This window comes from Pseudomonas paralactis (genome assembly GCF_001439735.1).
Classification (GTDB): domain Bacteria; phylum Pseudomonadota; class Gammaproteobacteria; order Pseudomonadales; family Pseudomonadaceae; genus Aquipseudomonas; species Aquipseudomonas paralactis.
In genome coordinates, this window is record NZ_JYLN01000006.1 from 259969 (window position 1) to 276253 (window position 16285).

Genomic DNA, 16285 nt, shown 5'->3' on the forward strand with positions numbered 1-16285 from the left:
GTGACGGGCAAAACCACAGCAGGCACTGGCTTGCTGCGGAGTGACCACCCAATGACTTGGAGTTTTGCATGAGCATTTCTATTTCATACAGCACGACCTACGCCGCTAGCACCGTCGCCCAGTACCTGAGCGATTGGTCGGCCTACTTCGGTGATCTCAACCACCGTGAAGGTTCGGTCAAAGAGGGTGTGAACACCGGTGGTTTCAATCCAGGGCCGTTCGACGGCACCCAATATGGCGTATCGAGCAGCGTCAGTGATGCGGCAGTGGTTGCCGAAGGCAGCCTGCATTACACCTTGTTCAACCCGCCGACCCACACGCTGTGGGGTTCGCTCGATGGCCTGACCCTGGGCGACACCCTCGCCGGTGGCGCAACCAGCGGTGGCTACTCCATCGCCAACCAGGAAGTCAGCTTTACCAACCTGGGCCTGTCGAGCCTGCAGTCCGAAGGCCGTGACGGCCAGGTGCACAAGATCGTGTACGGCCTGATGAGTGGTGACAGTTCGGCACTGGCCTCGGCGATCGACACCTTGCTCAAGGGCATCGACCCAAGCCTGTCGGTCAACTCCACCTTCGATCAACTGGCTGCTGCCGGTGTGGCACATCAGGATTCGGCTGCGTTCGCCGCTGCCGATGTGGGCCTGGTGGGGATTCAGGACGCGCCGCACGACTTCGCCCTGGCTGCCTGATGCAAAAAAGCCGATGGAGGATCACGCCTTCATCGGCCTTGCGAATCCTGTGGGTGCGCCGCAGGTGCTGTCAACGCACCGGGCGGGCCCTTGCTTGACTCTTCAATGGGACAACCTTCATGACTCGGCCCGGTGCCAAGCGCGCGAATGAGATGCTGGCTGCACTCACGGCCTATAAAAGTGCCTTCTTCAACATCGGCCTGTTTTCGGCAGTGATCAACCTGTTGATGCTGGCTCCGGCGCTGTACATGTTGCAAGTGTACGACCGGGTGCTGGCCTCGGGTAATCAGATGACCCTGCTGATGCTGACGCTGATGATCCTCGGCCTGTTCGCCTTGATGGGCGCGTTGGAGTGGGTGCGCAGCCAAGTGGTGATTCGCCTCGGCACGCAGATGGACATGCGCTTGAACCAGCGCGTATTCGACGCCGCTTATGAAGCCCAGCTCAAGGGCGGCACCCAGGCTGCGGGCCAGGCTCTGCACGACTTGACCACCTTGCGCCAGTTCGCCACCGGCCAGGCGTTGTTCGCCTTTTTCGATGCGCCGTGGTTTCCGGTGTACCTGTTGGTGATCTTTCTGTTCCATCCCTGGCTGGGCCTGCTGGCGTTGGGTGGCGCGTTATTGCTGATGGCATTGGCGTGGGCCAACCATCATGTCAGCCAGGCGCCGATGGCCCTGGCCAGCCAACTGTCGATCAGCGCCAGCCAGCAGGCCACGGCCAATCTGCGCAACGCCGACACCATTGAGGCCATGGGTATGCTCGCCACCTTGCGCGGGCGCTGGTTCAGCCAGCACCAGGCGTTTCTGGTGCAGCAGAACCTGGCCAGTGAAAAGACTGCGGTGGTCACGGCCTGGTCCAAGGGCGTACGCCTGGCCCTGCAATCGCTGGTGCTGGGCCTGGGCGCCTGGTTGGCGGTCAACGGCGACATAACGCCGGGGATGATGATTGCCGGCTCGATCCTGATGGGACGTGTGCTCAGCCCCATCGACCAATTGATCGGTGTGTGGAAGCAATGGGGCTCGGCGCGTCTGGCCTACGAGCGTTTATCGTTGATGCTGCAAGATAACCCGGCGCGACCGGCGCGCATGAACCTGCCCGTGCCCAAGGGCCAGGTCAGCCTGGAGCAGATCAGCGCCTGTGCCCCCGGCAGCCGTCGGCCTGCGCTGGCCAACCTGGGTTTCAGCCTGCCGGCGGGTGATGTGCTGGGTGTGATCGGCCCGTCGGGCTGCGGCAAGTCCACCCTGGCGCGGGTGCTGGTGGGGGCCTGGGCACCGCTGGCCGGCAAGGTGCGCCTGGATGGCGCCGACCTGGCGGTGTGGGACAAACAGCAACTGGGCCCGCATATCGGTTACTTGCCCCAGGACATCCAACTGTTCGCCGGCAGCATTGCGCAAAACATCGCGCGCTTTGAAACGGTGGAGGCCGACAAAGTCCTCGCCGCAGCGCAAATGGCCGGCGTGCACGAACTGATCCTGCAACTGCCGCAAGGCTACGACACGCAACTGGGTGAGGGCGGCGCGGGCTTGTCCGGCGGGCAAAAACAACGGGTGGCCCTGGCGCGTGCGCTGTACGGCCTGCCGGCGCTGATTGTGCTGGATGAGCCCAATGCCAACCTCGACGAAGTGGGCGAGCAGGCGCTTTTGCAAGCCATCGCCCAACTCAAGCAACAGCGTCGCACCCTGATTCTGATCACCCACAAACCCAACGTGCTGAGCCTGACCGACCAATTGCTGATTCTCAAGGACGGCCAGATGCAGGCGTTCGGCCCGACGGCGCGGGTGTTGGAGGCGCGGCAAAAAACGGTGGCGAGCAAGCCGGTCTCGACCATGAGCATGAGCTACCGCTTCGGTGAAGGAAAACCCGCATGAGCCAGAGCAAACCTGCGTTGGTCAGCGACCAGCCACACAACGTGCTGGCGCTGGATGATAAAAAATATTCACGCCTGGGGTGGTGGCTGGTGCTGGGAGGCTTTGTCGGGTTTCTTGGCTGGGCGGCACTGGCGCCGTTGGACAAGGGCGTGGCGGTGCCGGGCAAGGTCATGGTGTCGGGGCACCGCAAGACGGTGCAACACCCGGCGGGCGGGATCGTCGAGCGTATCGAGGTGCATGACGGTGACCAGGTCAGCGCAGGCCAGGTGTTGTTGCGTTTGAAGCAAACCCCGTTGCGCGGGCAGATGCAGTCACTGCGCAGCCAATACCTGGCGTCGCTGGCCAGCGAAGCGCGCTTGAGCGCCGAGAGTGAAGGCTTGCCGACCATTGTATTTAGCCCCGAGCTGCTGGCCGATCCCGACGCCGCGAACACCCTGAGCCTGCAACGCCAGCTATTCAACAGCCGTGCCCAGGCATTGGCCACCGAGCAGGCGGGCCTGCGTGAAACTATCGCCGGCGTTGAGGCGCAGTTGCGCGGCACGCGGGCCTCCCAGGCGAGCAAGGTTTTGCAGCGTGTGGCCTTGAATGAGCAGCTTCAGGGGCTGCGCGAGTTGGCGCGCGACGGCTACATCCCGCGCAATCGCCTGCTCGACAGCGAGCGGTTGTATGCGCAAATCGACGGCGCCATTGCCGAGGATGTCGGGCGTATCGGCCAGTTGCAGCGCCAGGTGCTGGAGTTGCGTTTGCGCATCCGCCAGTTGGGCGAAGATTTCCAGAAAGACCTGCGCAGCCAGTTGGCCGAAACCCGCACCCGCAGCGACGACTTGCGCAATCGCCTGGCCTCCGCCGAGTTCGAACTGGCCAACAGCCTGGTGCGTGCACCGGCATCCGGCGTGGTGGTGGGGTTGCAGGTGTACACCGAGGGCGGGGTGATCAAGCCCGGGGAGGCGCTGATGGACATCGTGCCCCAGGGCGAGCCCTTGTTGGTGGAGGCGCGGGTGCCGGTACAAATGATCGACAAGGTGCACCCGGGCTTGCCGGTTGAGTTGATGTTTTCGGCGTTCAACCAATCCACCACGCCACGGGTGGCGGGCGAAGTCACGTTGGTCTCGGCCGACCGCCAGGTCGATGAGCGCACCGATGAGCCGTATTACACGCTGCGGGCCCAGGTCAGCGCGGCGGGTATGCAACAACTGGACGGCGTGCAGATCCGTCCGGGGATGCCGGTGGAAACCTTCGTCAAGACCGGCGAGCGCTCGATGCTCAACTACCTGTTCAAACCCTTGCTGGACCGTACCCATATGGCCCTGGTGGAAGAATGAAGGCGTTGTTGTTCACCCTCTGTTTAAGCTGCACACCGACGGCGTATGCCCTGGGTTTGTTGGACGTTTATGATTTGGCGCTCCGCAACGACCCGACCTTTCAGGCGGCGATTCAGGAGCGCGAGGCCGGTGAAGAAAACCGCGTGATCGGTCGGGCCGCATTGCTGCCTAACCTGTCATGGAGCTACAACAACTCGCGCAATGAGTCTGAAGTGACCCAGAGCACGGCAATCGGAAATGTCAGCAGCGACCGCAATTACCGCAGCTACGCCTCGGCCCTGACCTTGCAGCAACCGTTGCTTGATTACGAAGCCTATGCGCGTTTTCGCCAAGGCACCGCCCAGGCGTTGATGGCCGACGAGCGCTTTCGCGGCAAGAGCCAGGAACTGGCCGTGCGGGTGCTGAGCGCCTACAGCCAGGCATTGCTGGCACAAGAGCGCATCGCGTTGAGCCGTGCCCAGAAACGTGCGTTTGCCGAGCGCCTGCAACTCAATGATCGCCTGCTCAAAGGCGGTGAGGGCACGCGGACCGATGTGCTCGAAACCCAGGCGCGCCTGAGCCTGGCCCAGGCCGAAGAAATCGAAGCCATGGATGCCCAGGACACTGCCTTGCGTGAGCTGGAAGCCATTGTCGGCCAGCCGCTGCACATCGAAGAGCTGGCGCCCCTGGCGCGTCAATTCGAGATCGCGCCGCTTGAGCCCCATCGTTTTGAAACCTGGCGTGAACTGGCCATGGCCAATAACCCCGAACTCAAGTCCCAGCACCACGCGCTCGACGTGGCCTCGTATGAGGTGGAGCGCAAGCGCGCCGGGCACCTGCCCAAGGTCAGCCTGTATGCGACCAGTCGCAAGACCAGTTCCGATTCAGAAAGCAGCTACAACCAGAAGTACGACACCAACAGCGTCGGCATCCAGGTCAGCCTGCCGCTGTTTGCCGGTGGCTCGGTCTCGGCCTCCACCCGTCAGGCGGCTAACCAACTGTCTCAGGCCCAATACGAGCTGGACGCGCAAACCGCTGCGACCTTGGTGGAGTTGCGCAAGCAATTCAACCTCAACACCAGCGGCGCGGCCAAGGTGCGCGCCTATGAAATGGCAGTGAGTTCCGCCACGGCGCTGGTGAGCGCCACGAAGAAAAGCGTCAGCGGCGGTGAGCGGGTCAACCTCGACGTGCTCGACGCCGAGCAGCAACTGTTCACCGCCCGCCGCGACCTGGCCAATGCGCGTCATGCGTACCTGCTGGCGCGCATTCAGTTGAAGTATTACGCGGGGTTGCTGAGCGAGCAGGACTTGCGGGCGCTGGCCGGGTATTTCCAGCCCTCGGCATGAGTGGTTACAACCCGGCATTCGCCGGGTTTTTTGTGCTTACTAATCTGTGAAACAGCTTCGGGAGTCAGGAGCCGGTTGTCGGGTGGCGGAGGGAAATTGTTACCTGGCGGAAAATAACCTAACGGATGGGTTACGATGAAAGTAGGTGCTTACAAAGGCTACGTGATTTCGGTGTTTATCAGGGATGAGCATTGCCCACCCCATGTGCATGTCAGGGGCAAGGGGTGGGATGCGCGTTTTCGCTTCAGTTTTCTGGATGGGGATGTTGAGTTGTGGGACGTAGAGCCTGAACGGAGGCGGCCGCCCCTAGCACTTCTGAAGGAGATACGCGGGGCGATCATGCAGCGGCACTACTTGGCGCGGGCACGCAGGATCTGGTGGGAAAAACTGCAGACGGTTTGCCTGGAGAATCATTCCTGGAATTGGGAAACGGATGAGCTCATTCCTGGATTGGTCATTCGGCGTGGTGTTTACGTGATTGCACGTGCCCGACACGATGTCGTACGGCAGAAAACAATTTTGAATCTGGTCAGAGCCCCAGGTTTTGTGGAGATCGATTTATGAAAAAGATCATAAAAGCCAAAGTCACACCTTATGTACCTCTCACTGAAGCCGACGTTGACAAGGCAATCGCCCGTGGGCGCAAGTTAAAACGCCTATACGCCAACGCCAGCAACGTACGTTATGAAAACGACTGCCTCTCCATTGGCTTCTCCGATGGCAGCCGCGTCGTGTTGCCGGTGGCTGGCCTGCCGGAGTTCGAAGGATTTTCAGCGAAGGATTTCCAGCAGTTGGAAGTGACGTTCGGTGGCAAGGCGATTAGCTGTGAGGCTCAGGACCTGGATGTTTCCATCACAGGCCTGATCGCTACAAGCCAGCCGCTGATGGATCTGGCAACCAGCCTGGTGGCATCGCGCAATGGTCGCAAAAGCAGCGCGGCCAAATCCGCAGCGGCCAGGGCCAATGGCAAGAAGGGTGGGCGGCCACGCAAGGAAGTCCCGCAGCCCCCAGAGACAACAGACACTTGAATAAACAGTAGGAGCGAGCTTGCTCGCGAAAAACTCTCAGGCATCGCGTTTATCCAGGAAGGACGCGTTATCGTTGACGTTTTTCGCGAGCAAGCTCGCTCCTGCAATGCCCAGGCCCCGCAGGCTTATCGGCGGGTCAGCAACACACCTGATTCCATATGGTGCGTCCACGGGAACTGGTCAAACATTGCACACTGGGTAATCCGGTGTGTGTCATGCAGTTGCGCAATGTTGGCCGCCAACGTCTCCGGGTTGCAGGAGATGTACAGGATATTGTCGAAACGCCGGGTCAGTTCGCACGTGTCCGGGTCCATGCCAGCGCGGGGCGGGTCGACGAAGACGCTACCGAACTCGTAGCTTTTCAGGTCGATGCCGTGCAGGCGGCGGAACGGGCGCACTTCATTCAGGGCTTGGGTGAGTTCTTCGGCGGAGAGGCGCACCAGGGTGACGTTATCCACGCCATTCTCATCCAGGTTGCTCAGGGCCGCATTCACCGAGGTCTTGCTGATCTCGGTGGCCAGCACCTTGCGCACGCGGGTCGCCAGCGGCAAGGTGAAGTTGCCGTTGCCGCAATACAGCTCCAGCAAATCGTCCGGGCGATCGCCCAAGGCTTCATATGCCCAGTTGAGCATCTTCTGGTTCACCGTACCGTTGGGCTGGGTGAAGGCGCCTTCGGGCTGGCGGTAGCTGAAAGTGCGGCCACCGACGTCGAGTTTTTCCACCACGTAGTCCTGGCCGATCACATCGCGCTTGCCCTTGGAGCGGCCGATGATGCTCACATTCAGCTCGGCTGCCAGCTTGTTCGCAGCAGTGTGCCAGTGCTCGTCCAGCGGGCGGTGATAACACAGGGTGATCATCGCGTCGCCGGCCAGGGTAGTGAGGAACTCCACCTGGAACAGCTTGTGGCTCAGGGCGGCGCTGGCTTGCCAGGCAGCCTTGAGTTGCGGCATCAACTGGTTGATGCGCTGGCTGGCAATGGGGAACTCTTCGATCAGGATCGGCGTGCGCTTGTCGTCCTGGGAGAACATCGCGTAATGGCGATCACCGCCTTCGCGCCACAGGCGGAACTCCGCGCGCAGGCGGAAGTTCTGCAACGGCGAATCGAAGACCTGCGGCTCGGGCGCGTCGAAGGGTGCCAGCAGGTCACGCAAACGCGTGACCTTGTCTTGCAGTTGAGCGGTGTAGCTTGCGGCGTCGAAAGTCATGCGTTGAACCAGCCCAGCTTGATCACAAACAGAATCGACAGGATCACCAGTGCCGGGTTCAGCTCACGGTAGCGGCCCGAAAGCAGCTTGATGGCGGTCCAGGCGATGAAACCGAAGGCGATGCCGTTGGCGATGGAGTAAGTGAAGGGCATCGCCAGGGCGGTGATCACCACCGGCGCTGCAACAGTAATGTCATCCCAGTCGATTTCGGCCAGGCCCTGGCTCATCAGCACCGCCACAAACAGCAGGGCTGGCGCGGTGGCATAGGCGGGCACGCTGGCGGCCAGCGGCGAGAAGAACAGCGCCAGTAGAAACAGGATAGCGACCACGATGGCCGTCAAACCAGTGCGGCCACCGGCGCTCACGCCCGCCGCCGATTCGATGTAACTGGTGGTGGTGGAAGTACCCAGCAGCGAGCCGGCCATGGCGGCGGTGCTGTCGGCGATCAGCGCACGGCCCATTTTCGGCATATGACCGTCTTTGCCCATCAGGCCGGCGCGCTTGGCGACGCCGATCAGGGTGCCGGAGTTATCAAACAGGTCAACGAACAGGAAGGCGAAGATCACGCTGACCAGGCCGATATCCAGCGCGCCCTTGATATCCAGCTGCAGGAACGTCGGGGCCAGGGACGGTGGCACCGAAGTCACGCCGATGAAAGGCGTGAAGCCCAATACGATGGAGGCGATGGTCACTGCCAGAATGCCGATCAGCACCGCGCCGCGTACGGCCAGCGCTTCAAGCGCGACGATCAGAACGAAACCCAGCGTCGCCAGGATTGGCGCCGGTTGTTTCAAGTCGCCCAGGCCCACCAGGGTGGCCGGGTTGGCGACCACGATCCCGGCGTTATGCAGGGCAATCAGCGCCAGGAACAGGCCGATGCCGGCAGCAATTGCCGAGCGCAGAGGCAGCGGGATGGCATTGATGATCCACTCACGAATGCGGAAGATCGACAGCAGGAAGAACAGCACCGCCGAAATGAACACCGCGCCCAGTGCCACCTGCCAAGTGTGGCCCATGTGCAGGACCACGGTGTAGGTGAAGAACGCGTTGAGGCCCATGCCCGGCGCCAGCGCAATCGGGTAGTTGGCGATCAGGCCCATCACGGTCGAACCAATGGCCGCCGCCAGGCAGGTCGCGACAAATACCGCGCCCTTGTCCATGCCGGTTTCGCCGAGGATGCTCGGGTTTACGAACAGGATGTAGGCCATGGCCAGGAAGGTGGTGATCCCCGCAAGAATCTCGGTGCGCACATTGGTGTTGTGGGCTTTGAGTTGAAACAGCTTTTCCAGCATGCCGGCTCCCTGTGACGCGAGTGTGCGTCGTTATTTGTTGACCTCTAAGTCAAAGCACAAACTGCGCCAAGCGCCTGTGGTTTCAGAGAGGATCGGAAAAAGCGGCGCATCATACCAGCAGCCGAGGCTGTGTGGCGCATGGCCTTGAGGCATACTGCGCCGACGTTCAATACCGGGTCATTGCCAGCATGAAAAAAGCCAACGCGTGGAGTCTAGCCCTGATTGCCAGTATCGGCCCGTGGCTGGGCGCAGCACCGGCGTGGGGCGCGGCTGCACCGGCCTTGAGCGAGGTGCGCGTGTTCAAGGTGGAATCGGCCAACTGCAGCGAAGCGATCCCGGAGCGGGTGAACACCACGCAGATGTGCGAACACCGTGGGCCCACCCAGGTGTCGGTGATGGAAGTCGGCCTGGGCAACAGCCCCATGGGCCGCTTCAATGGGGCAGAGTTGAACGGGCAACGCACCGCGGTGTGCCAGGTGGGCAACATCAGTGAGGCGTGCAACGGCGTGGGCACCTTGATGGGCTACATCTATGTGTTTGACCTGAACGTCCAGGCCCAGGGCTGGTTCGAATTCACCAATACCTCGATCAATCCTCCGCAAAACACCTTGAAAGCCCAGCTCAATATCCGCTGATCAATCATCTTGAACGCTCAAAAACCCGGGAAGTCGTACCCCTAAGACGGCGATTTTCCTGAACGCCGCGGATGTACTTCAACCCGTGAGGTGTTTATGAGCGCAAACCCCAATGGCGCGGCGGCCCAGCCGTTTGCCCGCCACCCGATACGCATGACACTCAACGGCCAGCCGCGCCAACTGGATGTGCTGCCCTGGACCACCTTGCTCGACCTGCTGCGCGAACAGTTGGACCTGGTCGGCAGCAAAAAGGGCTGCGACCACGGCCAGTGCGGCGCCTGCACCGTGTTGCGTGACGGCAAGCGCGTAAACGCCTGCCTGACCCTGGCCGTGATGTGCGACGGCGCCGAGTTGACCACCATCGAAGGGCTGGCCGACGGCGACCAGTTGCACCCGATGCAGCAAGCCTTCATCAAACATGACGCCTTCCAGTGCGGCTATTGCACCCCCGGCCAGATCTGTTCCGCCGTGGGCCTGGCCAATGAAGGACGCGCCCACGACGGTGCGCAGATCCAGGAACTGATGAGCGGCAACCTGTGCCGCTGCGGTGCCTACAGCAATATCCGCGACGCCATTGAAGAAGCTCTGCCGGCGTGCCGCCGTTCGGGGGGTGAATAATGAACCCCTTTCATTACAGCAAGCCTGTCGATGTTCAAGAGGCGGTGCACCTGAGCAACGCCGCCTCGCGCTTTATTGCCGGCGGCACCAACCTGCTCGACCTGATGAAAGAAAACATCAGCCGCCCCGAGCACCTGATCGATATCACCGGCTTGCCCTTGCACGAAGTTGAAGAAACCGCCGACGGCGGCGTACGCATCGGCGCGCTGGTGAGCAATGCCGACCTGGCCTGGCACCCGCTGATCGAGCAGCGTTACCCGTTGCTGTCCCAAGCGATCCTGGCCGGGGCCTCGCCGCAATTGCGCAACATGGCCAGCACCGGTGGCAACCTGTTGCAGCGTACCCGCTGTTATTACTTTTATGACGCCACGGTGCCGTGCAACAAGCGCGAGCCCGGCAGCGGCTGCCCGGCGCGTACGGGGTTGAATCGCATCCATGCGATCCTCGGCGCCAGCGAGCAGTGCGTGGCCACGCATCCCTCGGACATGTGCGTGGCCCTGGCGGCGCTCCAGGCACGGGTGCATGTAGAAGGGCGGGGCGGTGCGCGGGTCATCGAGTTTGCCGATTTCCACCGTCTGCCCGGCGATGCGCCGCAGCGCGACAACCAACTGGCCGATGATGAACTGATCACCGCCATTGAACTGCCTGCCGACCACTTGGCCCGGCACAGCCACTACCTGAAAATCCGCGACCGGGCGTCCTATGCCTTTGCTTTGGTGTCGGTGGCTGCGGCGCTGGAACTGGACGGCGACACGATCATCGATGCGCGCCTGGCCCTTGGCGGCGTGGCGCACAAACCCTGGCGCGACCGCGCAGTGGAAACGGCATTGATCGGTCAGACCGTCAGCCGCGAAACCTTCAGCACTGCTGCCGACGCCTTGCTACAGGATGCCGAGCCGCTGGAACACAACGGCTTCAAGATCAAACTGGCACGACGCGCAATCATCCGTGCCCTGAGCGACGCCGCCGTCGCAGGAGAACAGCCATGAGTGCCATCGGCAAACCTCTGGACCGTGTCGACGGTCTGCTCAAGGTCACAGGCCAGGCGCGCTATGCCGGTGAATTCCCGGAGGACGGCCTGCTGCATGGCAGCGTGGTCTCCAGCACCATCGCCAAAGGCCGTGTTATCAAGATCGATGCCGCCAAGGCCCTGGCCTTGCCCGGCGTAGTCGAGGTCATCCATCACCTCAATCGACCCCGAATTGCCAGCTACGACGACGCCTTCCAGGATGCTGACGCCGCTGACGGCTCACCCTTTCGCCCGTTGTACAACGACCGCGTGCTCTACAGCGGCCAGCCCCTGGCCCTGGTGATCGCCGATAACCTGGAACTGGCCCGGCACGCCGGTTCACTGGTGCAGATCGAATACGCGCCTGAAGCGTTCGAAACCGACCTGCTCACCCAGCAGGAACGCGCTCACCCTTCGCCGCAGACACCGCCCAAGCCACGCGGCAACTTCCAGGCCGAGTGGGCCGGCGCGGCGATCAGCCTTGATCTGCATTACAGCACCCCCATCGAACACCACAACCCCATGGAGCCCCATGCCAGCACCGTGCTGTATCAGCCGGACGGCACGTTGCATATCCACGACAAAACCCAGGGCCCGCAAAACTGCCAGGCCTATGTGCAAAAAGTGTTCGGCCTGGATAAAAGCCAGGTGCGCATCTTTGCCGCTTTCGTCGGTGGCGCCTTCGGTTCGGGCCTGCGCCCGCAGTACCAGTTGCCATTGGCAGTGATGGCGTCGCTGGCGCTCAAGCGCTCGGTGCGCGTGACCCTGACTCGCCAGCAGATGTTCACCTTCGGCTATCGCCCACGCACCCTGCAGCGTTTGCAGATGGGGGCCGCCGCCAATGGGCGTTTGCTGGCCCTGGGGCATACCGCGATTGGCCAGACCTCGCGCTTCGAGGATTTCAGCGAACACGTGGTGGAGTGGAGCGGCATGCTCTATCACTGCGACAACGTGCAACTGACCTACAAGCTGGTGCCGCTGGACGTCTTTACCCCGCTGGACATGCGCGCGCCCGGCGCGGCACTGGGCGTGATCGGCCTGGAGTGTGCCATGGACGAACTGGCCTGCGCCTTGGCCATCGACCCGGTGCAACTGCGCCTGATCAACTACGCCGAGCGCAACCAGAACGAAGACAAACCCTGGTCGAGCAAAGCCCTGCGCGAATGCTACAGCGAAGGCGCCGAACGCTTCGGCTGGAGCCGGCGCAACCCGGAACCACGCAGTATGCGCGACGGCCGCCAATTGATCGGCTGGGGCATGGCCGGTGGGGTGTGGGAAGCCATGCAGATGAAGGCCAGCGCCAAGGCGCGCATCGATAGCAACGGCAAACTCACCGTCAGCAGCGCCACCACCGACATCGGCACGGGCACCTACACGGTGATGACCCAGATTGCCTCCCAGGCCAGTGGCGTGGCGATGGCCGATATCAGCTTTCTGCTGGGGGATTCGTCATTGCCCACGGCGCCGTTGCAGGGCGGTTCGTTTACCGTGTCGTCCGTCGGCACCGCCGTGCAGCAAGCGTGCGAAGCGCTGAATGCCAGGTTGCTGGAGATCGCCCGGCAGACTTACCCGGTATTCAAGGATGCCGATTCGGTTCGGTTTGAAGACGGTCAGCTACACAGCGGTGATGTGAGCGTGTCGTTGGCGCAACTGGTCAAGGACAGCGGTGAAGACGCCTTGCAGGTGCAGGTCGACAGCCAGCCCGATAAAAAGCGCGAGGGCTATGCCAGTGCCACTCACTCGGCGGTGTTCGTTGAAGTGCGGGTGGATGAAGACCTGGGCACCATCAAGGTCAGCCGTGTGGTCAGCGCGATAGCCGCCGGGCGCGTGGTCAACCCGAAGATGGCCCGCAGCCAGATCCTCGGCGGGGTGGTGTGGGGCATTGGTATGGCGCTGCATGAAGAGACTCAAATTGACCATCAACTGGGGCGCTACATGAACCACAGCCTGGCCGAATACCACATCCCGGTGAACGCCGATATTGGCGAGATTGACGTGCTGTTTGTTGAAGAACACGACGAGATCGTCAATGCGCTCGGGTCCAAGGGCGTGGGGGAAATCGGCATTGTCGGGGTAGCGGCGGCGGTGGCGAATGCGGTTTACCATGCCACCGGCAAGCGGGTGCGGGAGTTTCCGATCACCTTGGATAAAGTGCTCTAGCACCGGTCTTCCAAACACCGAAGCTCCAACTGTGGGCGCTGGCTTGCCTGCGATAGCGGTGCCTCAGCCACCAGAGAGTTGCCTGATACACCGTTATCGCGGGCAAGCCCGGCTCCCACAGGGTACAACGCTTAAGCTTATGGCTTGGTTTCTTCCATCGGCACATGCATGCGATCGCGATTGGCCAGGGTCGGAAACAGCTTGATCCACACCCCGGTCACCACCAGCGTGCCAACCCCGCCCATCACCACCGCAGGCACGGTGCCAAACCAGTGGGCGGTTATCCCGGATTCGAACTCGCCCAATTGATTCGAGGCGCCGATAAACAGGCCATTGACCGCACTCACCCGCCCGCGCATTTCATCAGGCGTTTCCAACTGCACGAACGACGCACGGATCACCATGCTGATCATGTCCGCCGCGCCCAATACCACCAGCACCGCCAGGGAAAACCAGAACGAGGTCGACAGGCCGAAGGCGATGGTTGCCACCCCGAACACGCCGACGGCAGTGAACATCACGCGGCCCACCTGGCGGTCCACCGAAAAGCGCGCCAGCCACAATGACATCAGCAAGGCGCCCACCGCCGGTGCCGAGCGCAGCAGGCCCAGGCCCCAGGCGCCGGTCAGCAGGATGTCCTTGGCGAACACCGGCAGCAACGCGGTGGCGCCGCCCAGCAGTACGGCAAACAGGTCCAGGGAGATGGCGCCGAGGATGTCCGGGCGGCTGCGGATAAAGCGGATGCCGGCCAGCAGCGAGTCCATCGTGGCTTTGGCTTTGTTGAGCGGCGTCTGGCGGGCGGGCAGGTTCAGGGTCAGCACGCAGGCAATCAGGTACAGCGCCACGGTTGGGCCGTACACCCACACGCTGCCAAACGCATAGAGCAAACCGCCCACGGCGGGTGCGACGATGGTCGCCAGTTGCTGGGCCGATTGCGATGCCGCCACGGCCCGGGGGAACAGCGCGCTGGGCACAATGCTCGGCAGCAGCGCCTGGGTGGTGGGCATTTCAAATGAGCGCGCAGCGCCGAGCAGGAAGGCAAGGATGAAGATCATCTCGCGAGTCACGTTGCCGGTCAGGCCGCCAATGGCCAGGGACAGGGCAATCAGCGCCTGTAACGTCTGGCAAATGGCGGCGACCTTGCGGCGTTCATAGCGATCGGCCACATGCCCGGTGTGCAGCATGAACAGCACGCGTGGTACGAATTCCACCAGGCCAACCAGGCCCAGGTCCAGCACGTTGCCGGTCAGTTGGTAGAGGTTCCAGCCGATTGCCACGGTGAGCATCTGGAAGCCGCTGGCGGTAAAGATACGTGCCAGCCAGAAGGCGATGAAAGGACGGTGGTGACGTAGCAGCAACGCAGGTTCACTGGGCATCGGAAATTCAGGTCAGGAGCGGGGGAATGGCGAGATTAGCATCAAGCTGTAACAAATAGTTGCAAGAACAGGGCTGAGGCAAGCTGTCACGCGGCAAAAGACCACACAGTCCTACAGCAAAAATGGGACTACTCTTTCAACGATGCTTGATCCAGATCAAAACCTGCCCCGGAATTGCTCTGGCGGCCGCAAGGCCAGAATCCCCACGAGATGGGTAAAAAAAGAAACGAATTGAAATTCGCCACACTCCATATCCGTGGGGGCAGTGGGTGCAGGCTCCCAGCCAGCAGCCGGTATTACCTGACAGAGGAAGACTTATGTTCGGTTTGGAGGCGCTAGATCTCGCCCGAATTCAATTTGCGTTCACCATCTCGTTTCACATCCTGTTCCCGGCGATCACCATCGGCCTGGCCAGTTACCTTGCGGTGCTGGAGGGCTTGTGGCTCAAGACTCATAACGATACCTACCGTGACCTCTACCATTTCTGGTCGAAGATCTTTGCCGTCAACTTCGGCATGGGCGTGGTCTCCGGCCTGGTCATGGCCTACCAATTCGGCACCAACTGGAGCCGTTTTTCGGACTTCGCCGGCGCCGTCACCGGGCCGTTGCTGACGTACGAAGTGCTCACCGCCTTCTTCCTTGAGGCTGGCTTCCTGGGCGTGATGCTGTTTGGCTGGAACAAGGTGGGGCGCAAGCTGCACTTTTTCTCTACGGTGATGGTGGCCGTGGGTACGCTGATCTCGACGTTCTGGATTCTCGCCTCCAACAGCTGGATGCAAACGCCCCAGGGCTTTGAAATCATCGACGGCCGAGTGATTCCCACCGATTGGCTGGCGGTGATCTTCAACCCTTCGTTCCCTTACCGCCTGATGCACATGGCCACGGCTGCGTTTGTTGCCACGGCGTTCTTCGTCGGCTCGTCGGCGGCCTGGCATTTGCTGCGCGGCAAGGACAACCCGGCGATCCGCAAAATGCTCTCTATGGCGATGTGGATGGCCCTGATTGTCGCGCCCATCCAGGCCGTGATCGGTGACTTCCATGGCCTCAATACCCTCAAGCATCAACCGGCAAAAATCGCCGCGATTGAAGGCCACTGGGAAAATATCGGCAACGAGCCAACGCCGTTGATCCTGTTCGGCTGGCCGGACATGAAAGCCGAGAAAACCAAATACGCCGTCGAGATTCCGTATCTGGGCAGCCTGATCCTGACCCACTCCCTGGACAAACAGGTGCCGGCCCTCAAGGAGTTCCCGCCTGAAGATCGCCCCAATTCGACCATTGTCTTCTGGTCGTTCCGGGTCATGGTCGGCCTGGGGTTCCTGATGATCTTCACCGGTCTGTTCAGCCTGTGGCTGCGCCGGGGCGACAAGATGTACACGTCCAAACCGTTCCTGTACCTGGCGCTGTGGATGGGCCCGTCTGGCTTGATTGCGATTCTTGCCGGTTGGTTCACCACCGAAATCGGTCGCCAGCCGTGGGTGGTCTACGGGTTGATGCGCACGGCAGATGCCTCATCCGGGCATAGCCTGGCGCAAATGACTATTACCCTGGTGTTGTTCGTGGTGGTGTACTTCGCGCTGTTCGGTGCCGGTTTGGGCTACATGATGCGCCTGGTGCGCAAAGGGCCTCAGACTCACGAAGGTTCCGAGCCTACCCATGGTGGCCCTGGTCAGAAACGCACCCCGGCGCGTCCGTTGTCTGCCGCCGACGATGGTAGCGATAACGACCACGACCACATCCAGCACAAGGGGAATTGAG

Annotated in this window: 14 protein-coding genes; 11 read left to right on the forward strand and 3 right to left on the reverse strand. The window is 61.7% G+C overall.

The window, feature by feature from the left end; genetic code table 11:
- The first annotated feature begins 68 nt into the window (after positions 1-68).
- From TX23_RS17400 to TX23_RS17425, 6 genes are all read left to right on the forward strand, one after another.
- Positions 69-689: a heme acquisition protein HasA gene (locus TX23_RS17400; protein WP_057703258.1), complete on the forward strand. Its 621-nt coding sequence runs from the start codon at positions 69-71 to the stop codon at positions 687-689.
- Positions 690-808: 119 nt separating this feature from the next.
- Positions 809-2557, forward strand: a complete 1749-nt coding sequence (locus tag TX23_RS17405) for a type I secretion system permease/ATPase (RefSeq protein ID WP_057703259.1) — start codon at positions 809-811, stop codon at positions 2555-2557.
- Positions 2554-3879, forward strand: a complete 1326-nt coding sequence (locus TX23_RS17410) for an HlyD family type I secretion periplasmic adaptor subunit (protein ID WP_057703260.1) — start codon at positions 2554-2556, stop codon at positions 3877-3879. Before TX23_RS17405 ends, TX23_RS17410 begins: the two co-directional genes overlap by 4 nt.
- Positions 3876-5204 carry a TolC family outer membrane protein gene (locus TX23_RS17415; RefSeq protein WP_057703261.1) on the forward strand — a complete coding sequence of 443 codons (1329 nt, stop codon included), beginning with the start codon at positions 3876-3878 and terminating at the stop codon, positions 5202-5204. Before TX23_RS17410 ends, TX23_RS17415 begins: the two co-directional genes overlap by 4 nt.
- Positions 5205-5339: 135 nt before the next feature.
- Positions 5340-5768 (forward strand): DUF4160 domain-containing protein, encoded by a 429-nt coding sequence (locus TX23_RS17420; protein ID WP_057703262.1) that lies wholly within the window; start codon positions 5340-5342, stop codon positions 5766-5768.
- Positions 5765-6232 (forward strand): DUF2442 domain-containing protein, encoded by a 468-nt coding sequence (locus TX23_RS17425; RefSeq protein WP_057703263.1) that lies wholly within the window; start codon positions 5765-5767, stop codon positions 6230-6232. The genes TX23_RS17420 and TX23_RS17425 overlap by 4 nt, the downstream gene beginning before the upstream one ends.
- 125 nt (positions 6233-6357) lie before the next feature.
- On the opposite strand, the gene trmA is transcribed toward TX23_RS17425, so the two are convergent.
- Positions 6358-7437, reverse strand: a complete 1080-nt coding sequence (gene trmA / locus TX23_RS17430; RefSeq protein ID WP_057703264.1) for a tRNA (uridine(54)-C5)-methyltransferase TrmA — start codon at positions 7435-7437, stop codon at positions 6358-6360.
- Entirely contained in the window at positions 7434-8729 is a 1296-nt protein-coding gene (locus TX23_RS17435; RefSeq protein WP_005791636.1) for an NCS2 family permease, read from the reverse strand. Before TX23_RS17435 ends, trmA begins: the two co-directional genes overlap by 4 nt.
- Positions 8730-8917: 188 nt before the next feature.
- Here TX23_RS17435 and TX23_RS17440 point away from each other — a divergent pair, with 188 nt between their 5' ends.
- The 4 genes from TX23_RS17440 to TX23_RS17455 all read left to right on the forward strand — a co-directional run bounded on the left by TX23_RS17440 (position 8918) and on the right by TX23_RS17455 (position 13151).
- Positions 8918-9364: a DUF4879 domain-containing protein gene (locus tag TX23_RS17440; RefSeq protein WP_057703351.1), complete on the forward strand. Its 447-nt coding sequence runs from the start codon at positions 8918-8920 to the stop codon at positions 9362-9364.
- Between the two features lie 96 nt (positions 9365-9460).
- On the forward strand, positions 9461-9982 hold the full coding sequence (locus TX23_RS17445) for a (2Fe-2S)-binding protein (protein WP_057703265.1): 522 nt from the start codon (positions 9461-9463) through the stop codon (positions 9980-9982).
- Complete coding sequence (locus tag TX23_RS17450) at positions 9982-10971, forward strand: FAD binding domain-containing protein (protein WP_057703266.1); 990 nt, start codon at positions 9982-9984, stop codon at positions 10969-10971. The genes TX23_RS17445 and TX23_RS17450 overlap by 1 nt, the downstream gene beginning before the upstream one ends.
- Positions 10968-13151, forward strand: coding sequence for a xanthine dehydrogenase family protein molybdopterin-binding subunit (locus TX23_RS17455; protein WP_057703267.1), 2184 nt, complete (start codon positions 10968-10970; stop codon positions 13149-13151). The genes TX23_RS17450 and TX23_RS17455 overlap by 4 nt, the downstream gene beginning before the upstream one ends.
- A 137-nt stretch (positions 13152-13288) precedes the next feature.
- Here the strand turns inward: TX23_RS17455 and TX23_RS17460 are convergent, their stop codons facing one another.
- Positions 13289-14527, reverse strand: coding sequence for an MFS transporter (locus TX23_RS17460; protein ID WP_057703268.1), 1239 nt, complete (start codon positions 14525-14527; stop codon positions 13289-13291).
- A 317-nt stretch (positions 14528-14844) separates the two neighbouring features.
- On the opposite strand from TX23_RS17460, the gene TX23_RS17465 reads away from it, so the two are divergent.
- On the forward strand, positions 14845-16284 hold the full coding sequence (locus TX23_RS17465; RefSeq protein WP_057703269.1) for a cytochrome ubiquinol oxidase subunit I: 1440 nt from the start codon (positions 14845-14847) through the stop codon (positions 16282-16284).
- The last annotated feature ends 1 nt before the right edge of the window (position 16285 follow it).